This is a genomic window from Curtobacterium sp. Leaf183, assembly GCF_001424385.1.
In the GTDB taxonomy this organism is placed as follows: Bacteria; Actinomycetota; Actinomycetes; order Actinomycetales; family Microbacteriaceae; genus Curtobacterium.
The window spans coordinates 562,658-579,819 of record NZ_LMPO01000001.1 but is presented as its reverse complement, the minus strand read 5'-3'; the positions used below and the strand labels follow the sequence as shown (position 1 = coordinate 579,819).

Annotated in this window: 17 protein-coding genes; 4 read left to right on the top strand and 13 right to left on the bottom strand. The window is 73.5% G+C overall.

Annotated elements, in window-relative coordinates; translation table 11 throughout:
* Positions 1-100: 100 nt before the first annotated feature.
* From ASG04_RS02710 to ASG04_RS02685, 6 genes are all read right to left on the bottom strand, one after another.
* Positions 101-1,369, bottom strand: a complete 1,269-nt coding sequence (locus ASG04_RS02710) for a glycosyltransferase (protein WP_056120263.1) — start codon at positions 1,367-1,369, stop codon at positions 101-103.
* A 234-nt stretch (positions 1,370-1,603) separates the two neighbouring features.
* Positions 1,604-3,094 carry a sensor histidine kinase gene (locus tag ASG04_RS02705; protein ID WP_056119798.1) on the bottom strand — a complete coding sequence of 497 codons (1,491 nt, stop codon included), beginning with the start codon at positions 3,092-3,094 and terminating at the stop codon, positions 1,604-1,606.
* Positions 3,091-3,810, bottom strand: a complete 720-nt coding sequence (locus ASG04_RS02700) for a response regulator transcription factor (RefSeq protein WP_056119795.1) — start codon at positions 3,808-3,810, stop codon at positions 3,091-3,093. Before ASG04_RS02700 ends, ASG04_RS02705 begins: the two co-directional genes overlap by 4 nt.
* Positions 3,811-3,820: 10 nt before the next feature.
* Positions 3,821-5,992, bottom strand: coding sequence for an ArnT family glycosyltransferase (locus ASG04_RS02695; protein WP_082517744.1), 2,172 nt, complete (start codon positions 5,990-5,992; stop codon positions 3,821-3,823).
* A 180-nt stretch (positions 5,993-6,172) separates the two neighbouring features.
* Entirely contained in the window at positions 6,173-6,985 is an 813-nt protein-coding gene (locus ASG04_RS02690; protein ID WP_056119793.1) for a fructosamine kinase family protein, read from the bottom strand.
* A gap of 47 nt (positions 6,986-7,032) precedes the next feature.
* A complete protein-coding gene (locus ASG04_RS02685) occupies positions 7,033-7,881 on the bottom strand; it encodes a LysR family transcriptional regulator (RefSeq protein ID WP_056119787.1) in 849 nt (282 codons plus the stop codon).
* Positions 7,882-7,951: 70 nt separating this feature from the next.
* Between ASG04_RS02685 and ASG04_RS02680 the strand changes: the two genes are divergently transcribed.
* Positions 7,952-8,911 (top strand): DMT family transporter, encoded by a 960-nt coding sequence (locus tag ASG04_RS02680; RefSeq protein WP_056119786.1) that lies wholly within the window; start codon positions 7,952-7,954, stop codon positions 8,909-8,911.
* On the opposite strand, the gene ASG04_RS02675 is transcribed toward ASG04_RS02680, so the two are convergent.
* From ASG04_RS02675 to ASG04_RS02660, 4 genes are all read right to left on the bottom strand, one after another.
* Entirely contained in the window at positions 8,889-9,713 is an 825-nt protein-coding gene (locus ASG04_RS02675; protein ID WP_056119783.1) for a zeta toxin family protein, read from the bottom strand. The genes ASG04_RS02680 and ASG04_RS02675 overlap by 23 nt on opposite strands.
* Positions 9,710-10,258, bottom strand: coding sequence for a hypothetical protein (locus tag ASG04_RS02670; protein WP_056119780.1), 549 nt, complete (start codon positions 10,256-10,258; stop codon positions 9,710-9,712). Before ASG04_RS02670 ends, ASG04_RS02675 begins: the two co-directional genes overlap by 4 nt.
* A 46-nt stretch (positions 10,259-10,304) precedes the next feature.
* Entirely contained in the window at positions 10,305-10,922 is a 618-nt protein-coding gene (locus ASG04_RS02665) for an NUDIX hydrolase (protein WP_414835813.1), read from the bottom strand.
* A gap of 166 nt (positions 10,923-11,088) precedes the next feature.
* Positions 11,089-11,535 carry a MarR family winged helix-turn-helix transcriptional regulator gene (locus tag ASG04_RS02660; RefSeq protein WP_056119773.1) on the bottom strand — a complete coding sequence of 149 codons (447 nt, stop codon included), beginning with the start codon at positions 11,533-11,535 and terminating at the stop codon, positions 11,089-11,091.
* 62 nt (positions 11,536-11,597) lie between these two features.
* Between ASG04_RS02660 and ASG04_RS02655 the strand changes: the two genes are divergently transcribed.
* Both ASG04_RS02655 and ASG04_RS02650 read left to right on the top strand, forming a co-directional pair.
* Positions 11,598-11,966, top strand: a complete 369-nt coding sequence (locus ASG04_RS02655; protein WP_056119771.1) for a VOC family protein — start codon at positions 11,598-11,600, stop codon at positions 11,964-11,966.
* Positions 11,967-12,053: 87 nt separating this feature from the next.
* Entirely contained in the window at positions 12,054-12,908 is an 855-nt protein-coding gene (locus tag ASG04_RS02650) for a UbiA family prenyltransferase (RefSeq protein WP_056119768.1), read from the top strand.
* Positions 12,909-12,927: 19 nt separating this feature from the next.
* Here the strand turns inward: ASG04_RS02650 and ASG04_RS02645 are convergent, their stop codons facing one another.
* The 3 genes from ASG04_RS02645 to ASG04_RS02635 form a co-directional block, all read right to left on the bottom strand.
* Positions 12,928-14,091, bottom strand: coding sequence for an FAD-dependent monooxygenase (locus ASG04_RS02645; protein ID WP_235515408.1), 1,164 nt, complete (start codon positions 14,089-14,091; stop codon positions 12,928-12,930).
* A gap of 92 nt (positions 14,092-14,183) precedes the next feature.
* Positions 14,184-15,395 carry an acyltransferase family protein gene (locus ASG04_RS02640; RefSeq protein ID WP_056119764.1) on the bottom strand — a complete coding sequence of 404 codons (1,212 nt, stop codon included), beginning with the start codon at positions 15,393-15,395 and terminating at the stop codon, positions 14,184-14,186.
* A 34-nt stretch (positions 15,396-15,429) separates the two neighbouring features.
* Positions 15,430-16,002 (bottom strand): TetR/AcrR family transcriptional regulator, encoded by a 573-nt coding sequence (locus ASG04_RS02635; protein WP_056119760.1) that lies wholly within the window; start codon positions 16,000-16,002, stop codon positions 15,430-15,432.
* Between the two features lie 115 nt (positions 16,003-16,117).
* On the opposite strand from ASG04_RS02635, the gene ASG04_RS02630 reads away from it, so the two are divergent.
* Positions 16,118-17,023 (top strand): SDR family oxidoreductase, encoded by a 906-nt coding sequence (locus ASG04_RS02630; protein ID WP_056119757.1) that lies wholly within the window; start codon positions 16,118-16,120, stop codon positions 17,021-17,023.
* Positions 17,024-17,162: the final 139 nt, after the last annotated feature.

Sequence of the window (17,162 nt, the reverse complement as noted above, 5' to 3'; positions counted from 1 at the left end):
GCACCGTGCTCACGCGCACGTGCCCACGAAGCTCGCACCGTGCTCACGCGCACGTGCCCACGAGGCTCGCACCGTGCTCACGCGCACGTGCCCGACCTGGTCACCGGGCTGCGTCGTCGTGCACGGGCAGCGCCTCCGTCGTCGCCGCCGAGGTGGCCGGGGTCGTGCCGGGGCGGATGAGTTCGGGCCGACGACGAGCCCGGAACACCCAGGCCTTGAACAGCACGAAGCGCACCAGCGTCGCGAACAGGTTCGCACCCGTCAGGACGGCGATCTCCGCCCCGTGGGACGCGTCCGGCGTCGTCGCGTGCAGGACGACGAGGGCTCCCGAGGTGATGGCCCAGGCGATCCCGAACACGACCAGCCCCTGCACCTGGTGTCGTCCGGCGCCAGCACGACCACGCATGCCGAAGGTGAAGCGTCGGTTGAGGGCCGTGTTGCCGACCGCCGTCACGAGCAGCGCGAGGAAGTCAGCCGTCTGCGCGCCGAGGACGGGGCGGAGGAGCGCGTACAGCAGCGCGAAGGCGATGGTCGACACGACGCCGATCGCGCCGAACCGCAGGACCTGCCCGAGGATCCCGACGTGCGGGGTCGCGAACGGCCGCCGTCCGATCGACTCGTAGACCGGTGCGATCGGGATCCGCCCGGTGGCGAGCCCGCGCGAGACCCGCCACATCCCCTTGAGGTCCTCGGTCGCGGTCGAGGCGATGTGCACCGACGAGTCCACGTCGTCCACCCAGTCCACCGGTACCTCGTGGATGCGCAGCCCCGCGTGCTCGGCGAGGACGAGCAGCTCGGTGTCGAAGAACCACGCGTCGTCCTCGCAGAGCGGCAGCAGGTGCTCCGCCGCCGCGCTGGTCACGGCCTTGAAGCCGCACTGGGCGTCGCTGAACGACACCCCCATCGTGCTCCGGAGCAGCAGGTTGTACGAGCGGGAGATGAACTCGCGCTTCCCGCCGCGGACGACCCGGGAGGACCCGGCCAGACGGGTGCCGATCGCGACGTCGGAGTGACCCGAGAGCAGCGGGGCGACGAGGGGGTCGAGCGCGGCGAGGTCCGTGGACAGGTCTTCGTCGAGGTACACCAGCACGCGGGCAGGGGACGCGCTCCACACCGCCTTCAGCGCGCGTCCGCGACCCTTCTCCGGCAGATGCACGGCGTGGACCCCGTCGAGCATCGCGGCGAGGTCGTCGGCGATGCTCGCGGTGTCGTCGGTCGAGGCGTTGTCGGCGATGGTGATGCGCCACGTGTGCTGCAGCGAGGTGCGGCAGAAGTCGTGCAGGCGTCGGACGTGCGCGGCGAGGGTGTCCTGCTCGTCGTGGCAGGGGACGACGATGTCGATGTCGAGGGGCTGGTTCGTCTCCGTCATGCTGCTCAGGTTCGGCAGCGCGGCGATGGGGACCGGAGCACCCTCCTGTGGCCACGGTAAGAACCGGTGCCCGACGCCGAGCGACGGGACGCGACCCGTCGGCGCATCCGGGCACGACGGGGCCCCGACCACGCACCGCGGCGACTGCAGACGAGGGCCTGCCGGACGGGAGGCTCGGTGCGGGCCCGCCGCGGGCCTCCCGTCCCGCGGTCCACGGGACCGGTGCCGCCCGCGCTACGCGGGGAGGGTCACCGTGAACGCGGTCCGGCCCGGCTCGGAGGCCACCCGCACGGAGCCACCGTGGGCCTCGACCACCGCGCGCACGATCGCCAGCCCGAGCCCGCTCGTCCCGGACTCGCGGGAGCGCGAGGCCTCGCCACGGGTGAACCGGTCGAACAGCGTGGGCAGCGCGTCCTCGGGGATGGTCGGGCCGTCGTTCGTCACCACGAACCGGATCCCGTCAGCGGCCCGCTGCAGCGAGACGACCACGGCGGTGCCAGCGGGGGTGTGCGTCCGCGCATTGGCGAGCAGGTTCGTGACCGCGCGTCGGAGCTGCACGTCGTCGCCGGGGACCACGATCGGCTCGTCGTCGACCTGCAGCGTCCACCGGTGGTCGGCCGCGGTGGTGCGGGCGTCCATGGTGGCCTCGACGACGACGGACGTCAGGTCGACCGGTTCGGCGGCGACGGGCCCCGGGGCGGCCACGAGCGCCGCCGAGTCGAGTCGCGCCAGCAGCAGCAGCTCGTCGACCAGGGCGCCCATCCGCAGGGACTCGAGCCGGATGCGGTCGACGTCGCGGTGGATGGCGTCGACGTCGGTGGTGCTCGACGACAGCTCGGCGTAGGCGCGCACGGTGGCGATCGGCGTCCGGAGCTCGTGCGATGCGTCCGCGACGAAGGTGCGCATGCCGGCCTCGGCGTCGCGACGGACGGTGAGCGCGCGACCGACGTGCCCGAGCAGCCGGTTCAATGCGGTGCCGACGGCGCCGACCTCCCGGTTCGCGACCAGGTCCAGTGGCGCGACCCGGACGTCGATGTCGGTGTCGCCCCGCTCGAGGTCGAGCGAGGTGACGCTCGACGCCACAGCGGCGACGTGCTCGAGCGGGCGCAACGAGCGGCGCACGAGCATCGCCCCCGCCCAGACCGCCACGAGCAACCCGACCAGGGTCACGCTGCCGATCACCACGACGAGCCGCACGATCGAGGCGCGTTGGTCGTCGAGGGGCAGTGCCGTCACGAAGACGTCGCCGTCCGAGCCGACGGCTTCGGCCCGGTAGGTCCCGAGCGACCCGAGCGACACCGTCACGGGCTGGCCGTCCGTGGCGACGGTCGCCAGGGTCCGCTCCTGCGCGGCGCTCAGCCCGTGCTGCTGTCCCTTCGCGTCCGTGTACCCGGCGAGCACGGTGCTGCTCCCGCGGAAGATCGCCACGACGGTGTCGGCCGACTGCCCCGGGGCACCGATGAAGGCGTTCCCCGGATCTGGGCGGTCCGAGGACGACCCGGACCCGGACCCGGGCGGCGGCTGTCCGTCGCCGGGCCCGAGCGTCCGGCTCGTGGCAGTCGCCAGCTCCGCGTCGAGCCGCCCGACCAGGTACCCCCGGTAGGCCACCACGGTGACGACGCCCACCACGACGTTCGTCAGCACGAGCAGCAGCGCCACCGCGCCGACGATCCGCCACCGCAGCGACGGCACCCGCGACCGGGCCGACGAGCCGAACCGACTCACGACACCGGCCGCAGCACGTACCCGGCGCCGCGCACGGTCTGCACCAGGGGAGACCGTCCGGCGTCGATCTTCCGGCGCAGGTACGAAACGTACATGTCGACCAGGTTGGACGACGACCCGAAGTCCATGCCCCAGACGTTCGCCAGCAGGTGCTCCCGCGACAGCACGCGGTTCGCGTTCCGCGCCAGGTGGCGCAGCAGCTCGAACTCGGTCGGGGTCAGCTCGATCGCCTCGCCGCCCCGGGTCACGGTCCGGGAGTCTTCGTTGAGCACCAGGTCGCCGACGGTGATCCCCACGGGGGCGGTCGCCGCCACGCGGGCCGAGGTCCGGGCCAGGATCCGCGCCCGGACCAGCAGCTCGGCGACCCCGAACGGCTTGGTCAGGTAGTCGTCGCCGCCGCGGGTCAGGCCGGCCAACCGGTCCTCGGACGAGTCCCGGGCGGTCAGGAACAGCACGCGGACGTCGTCCCGCGCATCCCGCAGCCGCTCGAGCACCTGGAAGCCGTCGATGTCCGGCAGCAGCACGTCGAGCACGATGACGTCGGGCTGGAACTCCCGGGCCGCGAACAGCACGTCCCGACCGCGGTGCACAGCACGCACCGACCAGCCGTCCGCCGCGAACGCCTGGCGGACGGCGTCGGCCAGCGCGTGCTCGTCGTCGACGACGAGAGCACGGACGGGTGAGCCGTCGGTGCGCTGGAGCGGCTGGTCGGACATCGCGCCGAGCCTACTTCGCGGTGGTCAGGTCGTAGACGGTCTGGCCACCGACGGTCGTCGACGAGTAGTTCGCTGCCACCCACTCCGTGATCGCCGACGCCGTGGAGGACCCGCCACCCATCCCGCCGCCGTTGCCCGAGGCGATGTAGTACGCGATCTTGCCCTCGGCAACGGAGGCCTTGAACTCGGCCAGCGTCGGGGTCGGGTCGCTCGACCAGCCACCGATCGCCATCACCGGGGTGTTGCTGTCGAGTTCCAGCTGCGCGGCGGACTGCGAGCCGTCCACCGCAGCGGCCCACGTCGTGTCGGTCTGCGCGAGCAGCTTGGTCAGCGCGGTCGAGGTCGTCGCGCTGCCACCGCCCATGCCGCCACCGTCGGTCGCCTGGTCGCCACCACCGGACGGGAGGCCCGTCCCCGACTCCGTCCCGGAGGTCCCGGTGCCGGGTGCCTCGCCGTCGGTGCCATCCGGCACCTCACCGGAGGTCCCGCTGGGCGGGGTCCCGCCGTCCGGCGGTGTGCCGCCGGGACCCTGCTGGGTGCCGCTGTCGGAGCCGTCGCTCTCGGTACCGGAGGCCGATGCGCCGGGGCCCCCCGAGCCTCCCGGCATCCGGCCGCCGCCCATCCCGCCACCGGAGGATCCCGACGGACCGACGCTCGGGATCGAACCGGAGTGCGCCACCGTGGTGGTGGCGAACGCGTAGGCGGTGGTGCCGGTGAGCCCGAACAGGGTGCCGGCCAGCACACCGACGGTGACGAGCTTGCGGAGGGACGGGACGCTCCCCACGACGATCGCGACGGCGGACAGCAGGCCACCGGCGAGCATCACCCATCGCAGCCACGGCAGCCAGGTCGGGTTCTCGTTGAGCAGGCACCAGCCCCAGAAGGCCGTGCTGCCCACCATGGCGGCCAGACCGAGGCGACCGGTCATCCGGTTGCGGGCCCGCCAGAGCAGGGCGCCGCCGGTGCCGACCAGGCCCGCGATCGCCGGGACGAGCGCGACCGTGTAGTACGGGTGGATCGTGCCGGACATGTACGAGAACACCAGGCCGGTGACCAGCAGCCAGCCGCCCCAGAGGACCAGACCCGCGCGTGCCGGGTCAGCCACGTGACGTCGTCCGACGACGACCAGGCCGAGGACGAGCGCGATCAGTGCGGCGGGCAGCAGCCACGAGATCTCCAGGCCCATCTCGGACGAGAACAGGCGGTCGAGACCGGTCGACCCGCCGAAGGACGAGCCTGCGGTGCCGGTCGCGCCACGACCCCCGCCGCCGTTGCCCGAGCCGCCGAAGATCCGACCCAGGCCGTTGTAGCCGAACACCAGGTCGAGCACGGTGTTGTTCGTGGATCCGCCGATGTACGGGCGGGCGTCGGCGGGCCACAGCCACACCGCGACGACCCACCACCCCGCCGAGACGACGAGCGACGCGGCGGCGACCAGCAGTCCGACGATGCGCTTCGGCACGGTGGTGCGGGCGGCGACCAGGTACACCAGGCCGAACGCGGGCAGGACGAGCAGTCCCTGCAGCATCTTCGTCAGGAACGCGAACCCGAGGGCGACACCGGCGAGCGCGATCCACCGCCAGCTGCCGCGGGGGAGTGCCCGCACGGTGCAGTACGCCCCGGCGGTCATCAGCAGCACCAGCAGTGCGTCCGGGTTGTCGAACCGGAACATCAGCGCCGCCGCCGGGGTGGCCGCGACGACGAACCCGGCGAGCAGCGCCCCGACGTTCGCGGTCGTCGACCCGAGGCGCGCCAGGGTCCGCCGGACCGTGCCCCACACCAGCGCGACCGACCCGACGGCCATCAGCGCCTGGGGGAGCAGCAGGCTGGTGCTCGAGAATCCGAACAGCCGGGCGGAGAGCACCATCACCCACAGCGACGCGGGGGGCTTGTCCACCGTGATGAAGTTCGACGAGTCGAGCGAGCCGAAGAAGAACGCCTCCCACGACTTCGTGCCGGCCTGCACGGCGGCCGCGTAGAAGCTGTTCGCGTACCCGGACATGCTGAGGTCCCAGCAGTACACGACGGCGGTGACGACGAGCAGCAGCCAGAACGCCGGGCGGAGCCAGCGGGCGTCGGTGCGCTCGCCGAGGAAGAGCCGGGGGACGGCTCGGCGACGCGTGGGCGCTCCCGGGTGCGCACGGTCGCGACGGTCGGTCACGGGGATCGGGTACGTGGTCATGGCAGTGAGCCTCCGGGGCGTTCCCCGAACGGGCCCATGTGCCACCTGTGGCCTGCCTAAGGAGCTGCGCCGGAGTGCTCGCGTTCGCCGCCCGACCCGTGTCGTGCGACCTTGGCCGGATGGTGCGCGGTTGTTTCCTGGCACCGGGCGATCAACCTCGCACCGAGGCGCAACCTCCCGTCAGGCGTACCGGCGGGCGACCCGGAGTGCGGCGTCGGTGTACGAGCCGCCGAACAGCACCACGTGCAACAGCAGCGGCGCCAGCTGGTGCAGCTCGACGCGCTCCTGCCACCCCGCTGCCAGCCGGGACTCGGCGTCGTACGCCGCCAGCACGGTCTCGAGCCGCGGCAGCCCGAACAGCGCCAGCAGCGCCAGGTCCGTCTCGGCGTGCCCGCCGTGCGGCGTCGCGTCGATGAGCACGGCCCCGGTCGGCTCGGAATGGTCACGCGGCCACAGCACGTTCCCGGCCCAGAGGTCGCCGTGCAGCCGCGCGGGGCCGTCCCCGACGAGCGCGGGCTGCGGGGAGCCGAGGGTGCCGTCCTCGAGTCGGTCGCACACCCGCTCGAACACCGCCGCCTCGGAGCCGTCGTAGCCGCCGGCGTCGACGATGCGCTGCACGAAGTCCCGGATCCGGTACTCGGCGAAGAACTCGCCCCAGGTCGTGGGCGCCTCGGACGCGGGCACGAACGGCGTGCGGGATCGGCCCATCCGCATCGGCCCGTTCGCCGGGTACCCCGGCGACGGCACGCCCCAGTGCGCTGCTCCGGCGGCGTGGGTGTGCGCAAGGGACCGGCCGAAGCGTTCCGCCTGGGCCGCCGTCGGTGCGGTGTCGGAGACGAACTCGAGCTCGAGGACCGTCGGCCGCGGTCGACCGAGCACCCGGGCGATGCGGGTGCCGCCGGCGTCCTCGGCCTCGGCGAGCCACTCCAGGCCGGCAGCCTCGGCAGCGGCCTCGTTCGGGTCGGTGAAGGTCTTGACGTAGGTCTCGGGCATCACCCCATCCAACCCGGACGATGCCCGGAGTGAGCCGACGCCGCCGTTCAGACCGCGGCGACGAGCGCCCTGGTCAGCGGGGACCACGGCCGCGAGGACGGCCCGCTCAACACCAGCGTGCGCTCGAGCCGGGGGAGCGTCGGGACCATCACCAGGTCGTCCGGCAGCATCACCCGCCCGAGCGTCGGCACGATCGACACCCCCTCGCCGCGCTGGATCATCCCGAACATCGTGCTCATCTCACGCACGCGGTGGGCGTAGCGGAACGGCTGCCCGGCGATCTCGTGCATCCGCTGGATCTGGTACTCGCAGCCCCCGCCGCCCGCGACCAGGCCGTCCTCGTGCAGGTCGTCGAGCGTCAGGGCAGCGGAATCGGCGAGCGGGTGGTCGCGACGCACGACGGCGGCCATCTCGTCGGTCGCGACGACCACCGCGCCGGACGGCACCGACGCCGGGTCGACCAGGACCGCGGCGTCCACCGTGCCGGCCTCGAGCCACTCGGGCATCTCGTCGTCGTCGCCCTCGTAGACCTGCACGTCGACGTCGGGCAGCGTCACGGCCCACAGTGCGCGGAGCCGCGGCAGCAGCCCCTGGCAGACGGTGGGGACGGCGGCCAGACGCACGGTGCCGCGCGCCGTGCCGGGCCGCACCACCGCCTCCAGGGCGTCGACCGAGGCGATCGCGCTGCGGGCGTGACCGAGCAGTCGCTCCCCGAGCGGGGTGGGGGCCGCGGCCGTGCCGCGCAACAGGACCGGTCCGCCGAGCTCCCGCTCCAGGCCGGCGACGGCGTGCGACACGGCCGACTGGCCGACGCCGAGCGCGCGTGCCGCGGCGGTGAACGAGCCGCTGTCGACGGTGGTGACGAGGGCGCGGAGCTGGGCGATCGTGACGGGCATGTGGACTCCTCATGGGGGCATGAACCCGATGCGTTTGCCTCATGGGCCCGGGTGGCTCGACACTAGCGGCATGAACGGCATCCTGTTCGTCCTCGTGGCGCTGACCTGGGGATCGAGCTTCCTCTTCATGAAGATCGGTCTCGAGGGACTGTCCCCGCAGCAGGTCGCCCTCGGACGCGTGCTGCTCGGGGCGCTGACGCTGCTCGTGATCCTGCTCGCGACACGCCGTCGGTGGCCGCGGTCGAAGGCGCTGTGGGGCCACCTGCTCGTCCTCGCGGTGTTCCTGAACGCGGTGCCGTCGTCGCTCGTCGCATGGGCGGAGCAGACCGTGCCGAGCGGTCTGGCGAGCATCTACAACGCGACGACGCCGATCATGGTGCTGCTCGCGATGCCGCTGCTGCTGCCCGCGGAGCGGTTGCGCGGACGGCAGCTCGTCGGTGTCCTGACCGGGATCGTCGGGGTGCTCGTGCTGGTCGGGCCGTGGGACCTGATCGGCGACCCGGCGGTGCTGGCCACGGTCCCCGCCCAGGTCGCGCTGCTCGGCATGACCGCCTGCTACGGCTTCGGACTGGCCTACATGCGCCGGTTCGTCGCGGGCAGTGGCCACGACGCCGTCACGCTCACCACCGTCCAGCTGACGCTGGCCGCCGGGCTGATGCTGTTGGTCGCGCCTGTCACGGCGACCGCGCCGATGCATCTGGACTGGAGGATCGTGGCCGCCATGCTGGGACTCGGTTGCGTCGGCACCGGGCTGGCCTACATGTGGAACACGGGGCTCGTGCAGGCCTGGGGCGCCGCTCGTGCGTCGACCGTCACCTACCTGACGCCCGTGGTCGGGGTGGTGCTCGGCGTCCTGGTGCTGGGGGAGCGGGTGCGCTGGAACGAACCGGTGGGCGGGGTGGTGATCCTGGTCGGGATCGCGCTGGCGTCCGGGCTGCTGCTGCGACGTCGGACGGCCGTGGCTGGTTCCGTCGCGGATGCGGCGGCCGCTGCACCGACCGCCGCGGTCAGCCGATCCGCTCGACGCTGACGTCCCACCCCAGGTCGGCCGCCCGACGCTCGAGCTCCGACACGTTCGAGCGGCAGAGCGACTGCCCGGTGCCGGGGTAGTACCGACGGATGGCCGCGGCGGGGACGAAGCGTCCGCCCAGGGGATCGTCGGTCCGCCGCACCTGCCACCACCGAGCGGTCGCCTGCTCGAGTGCGGCTTCGAACGGCACCTCGACGTCCACGATCCGCAGCCGGTCGTACCCGGCGTCGTCGAGCTCGGACAGCAGGTCGTCGAGGTAGTCGACGCTCGACAGGGTGCCGTGCACGACGACGTTCTCGCCGTCGCGCAGGGACCGGCGTCGCAGGGTGTCCGCGACCGCGGTGGACTCGGCGTGCACGAACGCCGCGAGCTCGCGCGGGCGCACCGGAGCGCCGTCCACCAGGACACGGGCGGTCCAGGCGTCGAGCAGCCCGTCGGCCGTGGCCCGTTCGAGCAGGGCGTCCTTGAAGTCGTCCGCGTCGATGTGCCGGTAGTCGTCGAGCTCGGGCATCCGGGTCAGGGCCGTCGTCTTCCCCGCTCCCGGAGGGCCCGCGGTGACGACGACGGCGAGCGTGCCGTCGTCCGACGGTGCCGGTGTGCGGGCCGTGTGCTCGGCGAGCAGCGCCTCGTGCAGCCGCAGCCGTTCGGCCGTGTACAGGAAGCCGTCCGGGGCGTACCGCAGGCGGGTGCTGCCCGCGGGGTCCTCGGTCCAGGGGTCGTCGAGACACGCCGACTGCAGGAACGCGGCGAGGTCGGCTGCCGTGCGGTCGCGTAGGGCTCGGTCGCCCGGTTCGTCACTCACCGTCCGTGGACCCGGCCGAGACGACCGGCGATGGCCTTGCGGACGGTCTCGTACTCACCCTCGCTGATCAGGCCGTCCTGGAACGCGGCGGCGAGCTCCTTCGCGGTGCCGGTCTGCGCGGCGGCGCTGTCGTAGCCGGAGTCGCGTGCGGGGATGCGGTGCGTCATCGCCATCGTCGAGAGCTCCCGCACCATGGTGTCGGAGTCGATCAGGCCTGCCTGGCGCTGCGAGATGACCTCGCGCGGCGAGGGGCGCGACGCGGTCAGGCCCCGTCGGGTGAGCCGGCGCGAGACCTCGGGCTGCGAGATGCCGGCGAGCCGGGCGATGTCGCGCGGGGCGACCCCGAGGTCGGCGAGCTCGAAGATGCCGCGCCGCAGCTCCATCTCGGCCAGGTGCTGCTGCTCGCGGCTGTGGAGCACGCTCAGCACTGCCCGACGGACCGCGGCGGCGTTGCCGTCCATCCGCGACGTCAGCGCGTCGACCACGCTCTCGATGTCGTGTCGTGTCCGACGCCCGGCTCCGCGTCGGGGATCGAGGTTCGTCATGCTGACTCCGTTCCCGCTGACGCCGATCGTACCGCTGCCCGAGGACTCACTCCGGCAGCGGGACCTCGTGCTCGCGGTCCCACGACTCCTCCCACCCCAGGCGGGTGAACAGGGCGTCGAGGAGCGACGCGGTGAAGCCCCAGACGACGTGCTGGCCGCTGGCGGTGTCGACCGTGAACGCCGGTCCGCGCCACTCGCGGCCGTCCTGGCGCAGCACCGTGACGCCGCGGTGCGCGGGGTCGAGCAGGTCGGCGACGGGTGCACGGAAGACCGCGGCGGACTCGGCCTCGTCGACGACGCGCACGGGGCTCGGGCGCCGCCACCACCCGAGCACCGGCGTGACGAGGTGCCGGGAGAACGCCAGCGGGACCGCCGGCATCGCGCCGAGCACCTCGACGCCCGCCGGGTCGAGCCCGGTCTCCTCGTGCGCTTCACGGAGCGCGGCGGCGGTGGTGTCGGCGTCACCCGGATCGACCCGACCGCCCGGGAAGGCGACCTGGCCGGGGTGTGCCCGCAGCGTCGTCGCGCGGGCGAGCAGCAGCACGTCGAGGTCGCGCGCGACCGTGCCGTGGCTGGCGGGGCGGTCACTCGGGACGTCGTCGAGGACGCCGAAGAGCATGAGCACCGCCGCCCGGCGTGGGGACACGGCTTCCGGTGCGGTCACCAGCGGCCCTGCTCCGTCTCGGACCAGGGCGGCGAGTTCGTCCCGCGCCCTCTGGGTTCCGTCAGTCACTGACACGTTCCCCAGTCTCCACGACGTCCGGTGTCGTCGCGCCCGGATGCCGCGGCCAGACAGCGCTGCCCGGATGCCGCCGGTCGGCACAGCGTGCTCAGCTGTCGCGCAGCGCCCGGACCATGCTGCGGAGCGCCCGGGTCGCCACGACCTGCTCGTCGACCTCCATGCCGTCGAGCATCCGCAGTTCCACCCCGCGCACCGCCGCGGTCGCCGCAGCCAGGTCACGCCGGCCCTGCGCCGTGAGCTCGGTCGGCAGCGCCTTGCCGACCGGAGCCCGCGTCGCCCGCGAGACCACGCCGTCCCGCTCGAGCGTCTGCAGCAGCACGTTCATCGACTGCCGGGTGACGAAGGCGCCGCGCGCCAGCTCCGAGTTGGACAGGCCCGGCCGCTGCGCGAGCAGCTCAAGGCACGAGTAGTGCGTGACCGTCATGCCGAGCGGCCGGAGTGCGGCCTCCATCGCGGTGCGCAACGCACTCGAGGCCTCCTTCAGCAGGTACCCCATCGACGTCTCGAGGTCGATCGCATCGTCGCCTTGACTCATGTCAGTAGTCTGACATACAGTCCTCTGTGTCAGACAACTGACACATACCGAAGGAGCATCCCATGCCGGTCACCGGTCCCGACTTCGTCTCGCTGCAGGTCACCGACCTCGACGCGTCACAGGCGTTCTACGAGCAGTACCTCGGTCTCGTCCGCTCGCCGGCTGGGCCGCCCCACGCGGTCGTCTTCTCGACGACGCCGATCGCCTTCGCCCTGCGCGACGTCGTCGCGGGCACCGACATCGCCGGCACGCCGCAGCCGGGGATCGGTGCCGCGGTCTGGCTGCACGCCACCGGGGTGCAGGAGATCCACGACGCCCTGGTCGCCGACGGGCACACGGTCGTCGCCGACCCGATCGACGGTCCCTTCGGCCGGACGTTCACCTTCGCCGACCCGGACGGCTACCACGTCACGCTGCACGACCGCGCCTGACCACCGTCGTCCGCAGCCCGTCGGTCGACCGCAGCCCGCAGCCCGCAGCCTGTCCGCAGACGCGCGGCCGGTCCGTAGGCTCGGGGCATGTCGTCCCCGGTGCGCCTGCTCCTCGCCTCGTCGCACCCCGGCCCGACCGTCACGGTCACCGTCCTGGCCGCCGTGATCGCCGCCGCGGTCGGGCACCCGGTGGGTCTGGTCGTCCTGGTCGCACTGACCGTGGTCGCCGGGCAGCTGTCGATCGGGCTGGCGAACGACTGGATCGACGCCGACCGCGACCGGGCCGTCGGGCGGTCGGACAAGCCCGTCGCGCAGGGCCTGGTGTCGAAGCGTGCCGTCCGGACCGCCGCGTTCGGCACCGCTGCCGTCGCGGTCGTCCTGTCGCTGTTCCTCGGGCCGGTGGCCGCGGTCGCGCACCTGGTGCTCGTCGGCGCCGGCTGGGCCTACGACGCCGGCCTGAAGCGCTCGGTCTGGTCGGTGGCGCCGTTCGTCGTCGCCTTCGGGCTGCTGCCGGTCGTCGCGGTGTCCGCCGGACCCCAGGCGCAGCTGCCCGCCGTGTGGGCGATCGCCACGGGCGCGGTGTTCGGCGTCGCGATCCACTGCACGAACGTCCTGCCGGACCTGGTCGACGACGCCGCCACGGGTGTCCGGGGCTTCCCGCACCGGCTCGGGCTCCACGCCGCCGGGGTCGTCGCGTTCGGCGCGCTGGTCGTCGCCGCGGGCCTGGTGCTGTTCGGCCAGCTCACCGGCGACGACCCGGTCAGCGGCCCCGGCGTCGTCCTGGCGGTGGTCGGGACGGTCGCCGTGGTCGTGCTCGCCGCCGTCGGGATCCGCCTGGTCCTGACCGGCCCGCCGACCCGCACGCTGTTCCGGCTGGTCATCGCGTCGTCGCTGGTCCTCGTCGTCGAGCTCGGTCTGGCCGGAGCCCGCCTGGTGGCGTAGTCCGGACGGCTGCAGCGGGCTAGGACCAGCGCATGGCGTAGGTGCGCGCGAGCAGCGCGGCGGACGGGAGGCCCAACAGCGTCCGCAGCAGCACCTCGCGTCCCAGCACCGCCGGCCCCACGGCCCGCCCACCGAGTGCCATGTTCGCCTCGGCCTGGCGTGCCGCCCGACGTGCGACGGCCTGGCGTCGTGCCGCGTACGCGGGCCACGGCCCGGCCGAGCCGGTCCGCACGCCCTCGGCCAGCAGCGGTGCGAGCTCGGCGGCGTCGAGCCAGCCGAGGTTCATGCCCTGCCCGCCGATGGGGCTGATCTCGTGCGCGGCATCCCCGATCAGGACGACCCGCCCGACGCCGACCCGCACGGCCTCGCGGCGGCGGACCCGGAAGCCGCTCAGCATCGAGTTCGACGCCGGGTCCACGGCGGCTCCGGTCCGTCGGCGCACGGTCTCGGCCAGCCGCTCGGCATCGACCTCGTCGTGCTCAGGTGCACCACGGCCGGCCAGCGTGACGTAGCGGCGTCGTCCGTCGGGCAGCGGGAACGCCTCGACGACGCCGTCCGGTCCCACGTCGACCAGGGCGTCGGAGCGCGCGGCGAGCGGTTCGGGGTCGGCGAAGTCGCCCATCACGTAGCGGTCCGGGTACTCGCGGCCGGTCGTGGCGATGCCGAGCAGGTCCCGCACGGTGCTGCGGGCGCCGTCAGCCCCGACCACGAACGACGCCCGCAGCTCGATCGCGCCGCCGTCGGGGCCGATGCCGACCGCCTCGACGTGGTCCCGGTGCCGCCGCAGTGCGGTGACGGTGGTGCCGGGGCGCAGGGCCCCCGGCGCGGCGGACTCGAGCCGTTCGCGCAGGATCCGCTCGGTGCGGTGCTGGTCGAGCGTGACGACGTACGGATGGGTGTCGGAGACGCCGCCGAACGACAGCGTGCCGAGGGTCCGGCCGCGGCTGCGCGCCACACCGCGGCGCACGAGCGTGGCCTCGGCGAGCACCGGCACGGCGGCGTCGACCGCGGCGAACGCGTCGAGCGAGGGCGGGTGGATGCCGATCGCGCGGGACCCGGACGGGACGGTGTCACGCCGTTCCCACACCTGGACGTCGACACCCGCGCGCGCCAGCAGCGCGCCGAGGAACACCCCGACGGGTCCGCCGCCGACCACCAGGACTCCGGTCCGCGCAACGGTCACGGGCCGAGCCTACGGACGGCAGGGCCGGACGCGGCCGGCAGTGCCGGATGCGGACCACTGCGGTGGAACCGGTGGGTGCGGCGCCCCGCGCCTCAGCGGAGGGTCTGCGTGGCGGAACGCTCCGCTGCCAACAGGCGCCGGGCCTCCCGGAAGCGGCGGCGGAGCTTCTCGACCGGCACCTCGACCGCGTAGGCCGCGCCGACGGCGACCAGGACCGCCGCGCCGAGCAGCCACACCCAGGCCCACGCGCCGAACGCGCTCGACGCGACCGTGCCCAGCAGGGCGATCACGAGGGGGTGCCAGAGGTAGGCCGAGTACGACACGCGACGGCCGAACCACGCCATCGGGGTCCAGGAGAGCGCGGCGGAGAGCGGGCTTCGGACCGAGACCAGCCCGCCGATCAGGGCCGCGGAGACCAGCCCGGTCGCGGGTAGCAGCAGGCCGAACGTCCACGCGTGCTGCGTCCAGTCGTCGTCGATCCAGAACTGCACCGCGGCGAGCAGCCCGATGCCGACCCACGTGCCGAGGTGCCCGGCGAGCCCGGCGGCCCACGCACGGACGCGCTCGTCGTCGAGGAGCAGTGCGAGTAGGCAGCCCGTGGCCAGGGGCACGAGCCCGAGCACGGGGGAGAAGTACACGTCCGGCGTCGCCCCGCCGTTCGGCGTGCGGTAGCTGGCCCATGACGCGACCGATGCGCCCACGATGACGACGCCGAGGCCCGCCATCAGCGCGCGCCGACGGGTGCGGAGCGCGAAGAGCGGCACCAGGACCGGTGGCCAGACCAGGTAGAACTGCTCCTCCATCGACAGGCTCCACGTGTGCGCGAAGACGCCCTGCGTGGTGTCCCAGAACGAGCGGAAGAGGTTGCCGGTGTAGCTCAGGGCGATGAACGCGGCCTCGCCGGGGGAGAACGACGCGCCCTTGTACCCGCCGACCCACGACCAGAGGGCCAGGCCCGCGGCGACCATCACGAGCAGGGCGGGGTAGAGCCGGAGCAGCCGCTTCAGCCAGAAGGACCCGAGCCGGATCGTGCCCGTCCGACGGTGTTCGCCCAGCAGCAGCGTGGTGATGAGGAACCCGGACAGCACGAAGAAGACCGTGACGCCGATGAACCCGCCCTCGAAGCCCGCGACGTGCAGGTGGTAGAGCATGACGATGACGATGGCGACGGTCCGCAGGCCGTCGAGGGCGGTGGCCCGGGTCGCCAGCGGGGAGCGGTCGGCGGGGCGACCGGCCCCGTGCGTCGCCGGGGCAGTACCGGCAGCGGGGGCCGCCGTGCGCTGGGTCAGCGTGCTCGAGGACATCGTTCGAGGATGCTCCGACTGCCCATGAACGACCTCAGTGTCCGGGGTGCAAGAGCTCCGTCAACGCGGCCAGTCGCTCGTGCGTGACGGCTGCGAGGGAGCGCTCCTCGCCGGGTGCGATCCACTGCCGGAACGCCAGGTCGAACACCGTCACGCCGGTCTCTGCCGCCAGGGTGGCCGCCGGTTCGGGGACGCCGCGCGCGCGGAGGGCCTCGCCGATCCGGACCGTGAGCATGGCGAGCTTGCCGAGTTCGCGTTCCCTCAGGGACGGTTCGGCCTCGATGATCGGTTGGCGCATCCGGGACCACGCGCGGCGCTCGTCGGGGAAGTACGAGCCGGTCTGCTCGAGTGCCGACGCGACGAGGTCGAACGGAGCCGTTCCCTCGGGTGCCTGCGTGATCGGGTCGAGGAACAGCGCGACGAAGTCGTCCTGCCCGGCGAACAGCACCTCGCGCTTGTCGGCGAAGTGCCGGAAGAAGGTGCGTTCGGTGACCTCGGCCGCGGCGGCGATCTCGGCGACGGTCGTCTGCTCGAACCCCTGCTCGGCGAAGAGCTGCAGGGACACCGCCTGCAGTCGCTCCCGTGTGCCGGGTTGCCATCGCACCATGCGTCGAGTCTACTGATGACAGGGGCTGACATCATGCGCTACAGTGATGTCAGCGGGTGACATCACCTCGCCTCGGACCACGCGGCACGGTCGTCGCGTCAGGAAGGACCACACCATGCACGTCTTCGTCACCGGATCCTCCGGCTGGATCGGCTCAGCGACCATCGACGACCTGGTTGCCGCCGGACACCGGGTCACCGGGCTCGTCCGCTCCGACGCCGCCGCCGCCCGTGTCGAGACGGCCGGCGCCACCGCGCTGCGCGGGGACCTCGACGACCTCGACGCGCTGCGTCGCGGTGCCGCCGAGTCCGACGGCGTCGTGCACCTCGCCAACAAGCACGACTGGTCGGACGCCGCGGGCACGAGCGCCGCCGAACGCGCCGCGGTCGAGGCGATGGGCGAGGTCCTGGCGGGCAGCGACCGGCCGTTCGTCGTCGCGTCGGGCATCGCCGGCCTGACGCAGGACCGTCCCGCGACCGAGCAGGACCCGAGCCCGTTCGTCGGACCGGACGCCATGCGCGGCGGCAGCGAGAACCGCGCGTTCGACTTCGTGGCCGACGGTGTCCGCAGCGTCGCCGCACGCTTCGCCCCGACCGTGCACGGGATGGGGGACCACGGCTTCATCGCCGCGATCGTCGCCGCCGCGCGGCAGCAGGGCGTCTCCAGCTACGTCGGCGACGGCACGAACCGCTGGTCCGCCGTGCACCGCTCGGACGCCGCGCGGATCGTCCGACTGGGACTCGAGAGCGCTCCGGCCGGCACCCGCCTGCACGTGGTCGCGGAGCCGGCGCTGACCACGCGGTCCATCGCCGAGGCCATCGGCGACGGGCTCGGGCTGCCGGTGACGTCGATCGACCCAGCCGACGCGGACGCGCACTTCGGGTTCATCGGCCGGTTCTTCGGCTTCGAGATGTCAGCCACGTCCGACGCGACGCAGCAGGCGTTCGACTGGACCCCGACCGGGCCGACGCTGTTCGAGGACATCGCAGCGGGCGCCTACTTCGAGGCCCGGGGCGCGTAGGCGGGCGCTGGGTGCCGTTGCCGCGGCGCGCGCGCGGCGTGCGCGGTGCGCTGGTGCGGCGCTGGTCGCGTGGTGCGGGCTTGTTGCCTCGCACGGGGCGGGTAGCCGCGCACGGAGCGCAGCACGCGCGCGGTGCGCG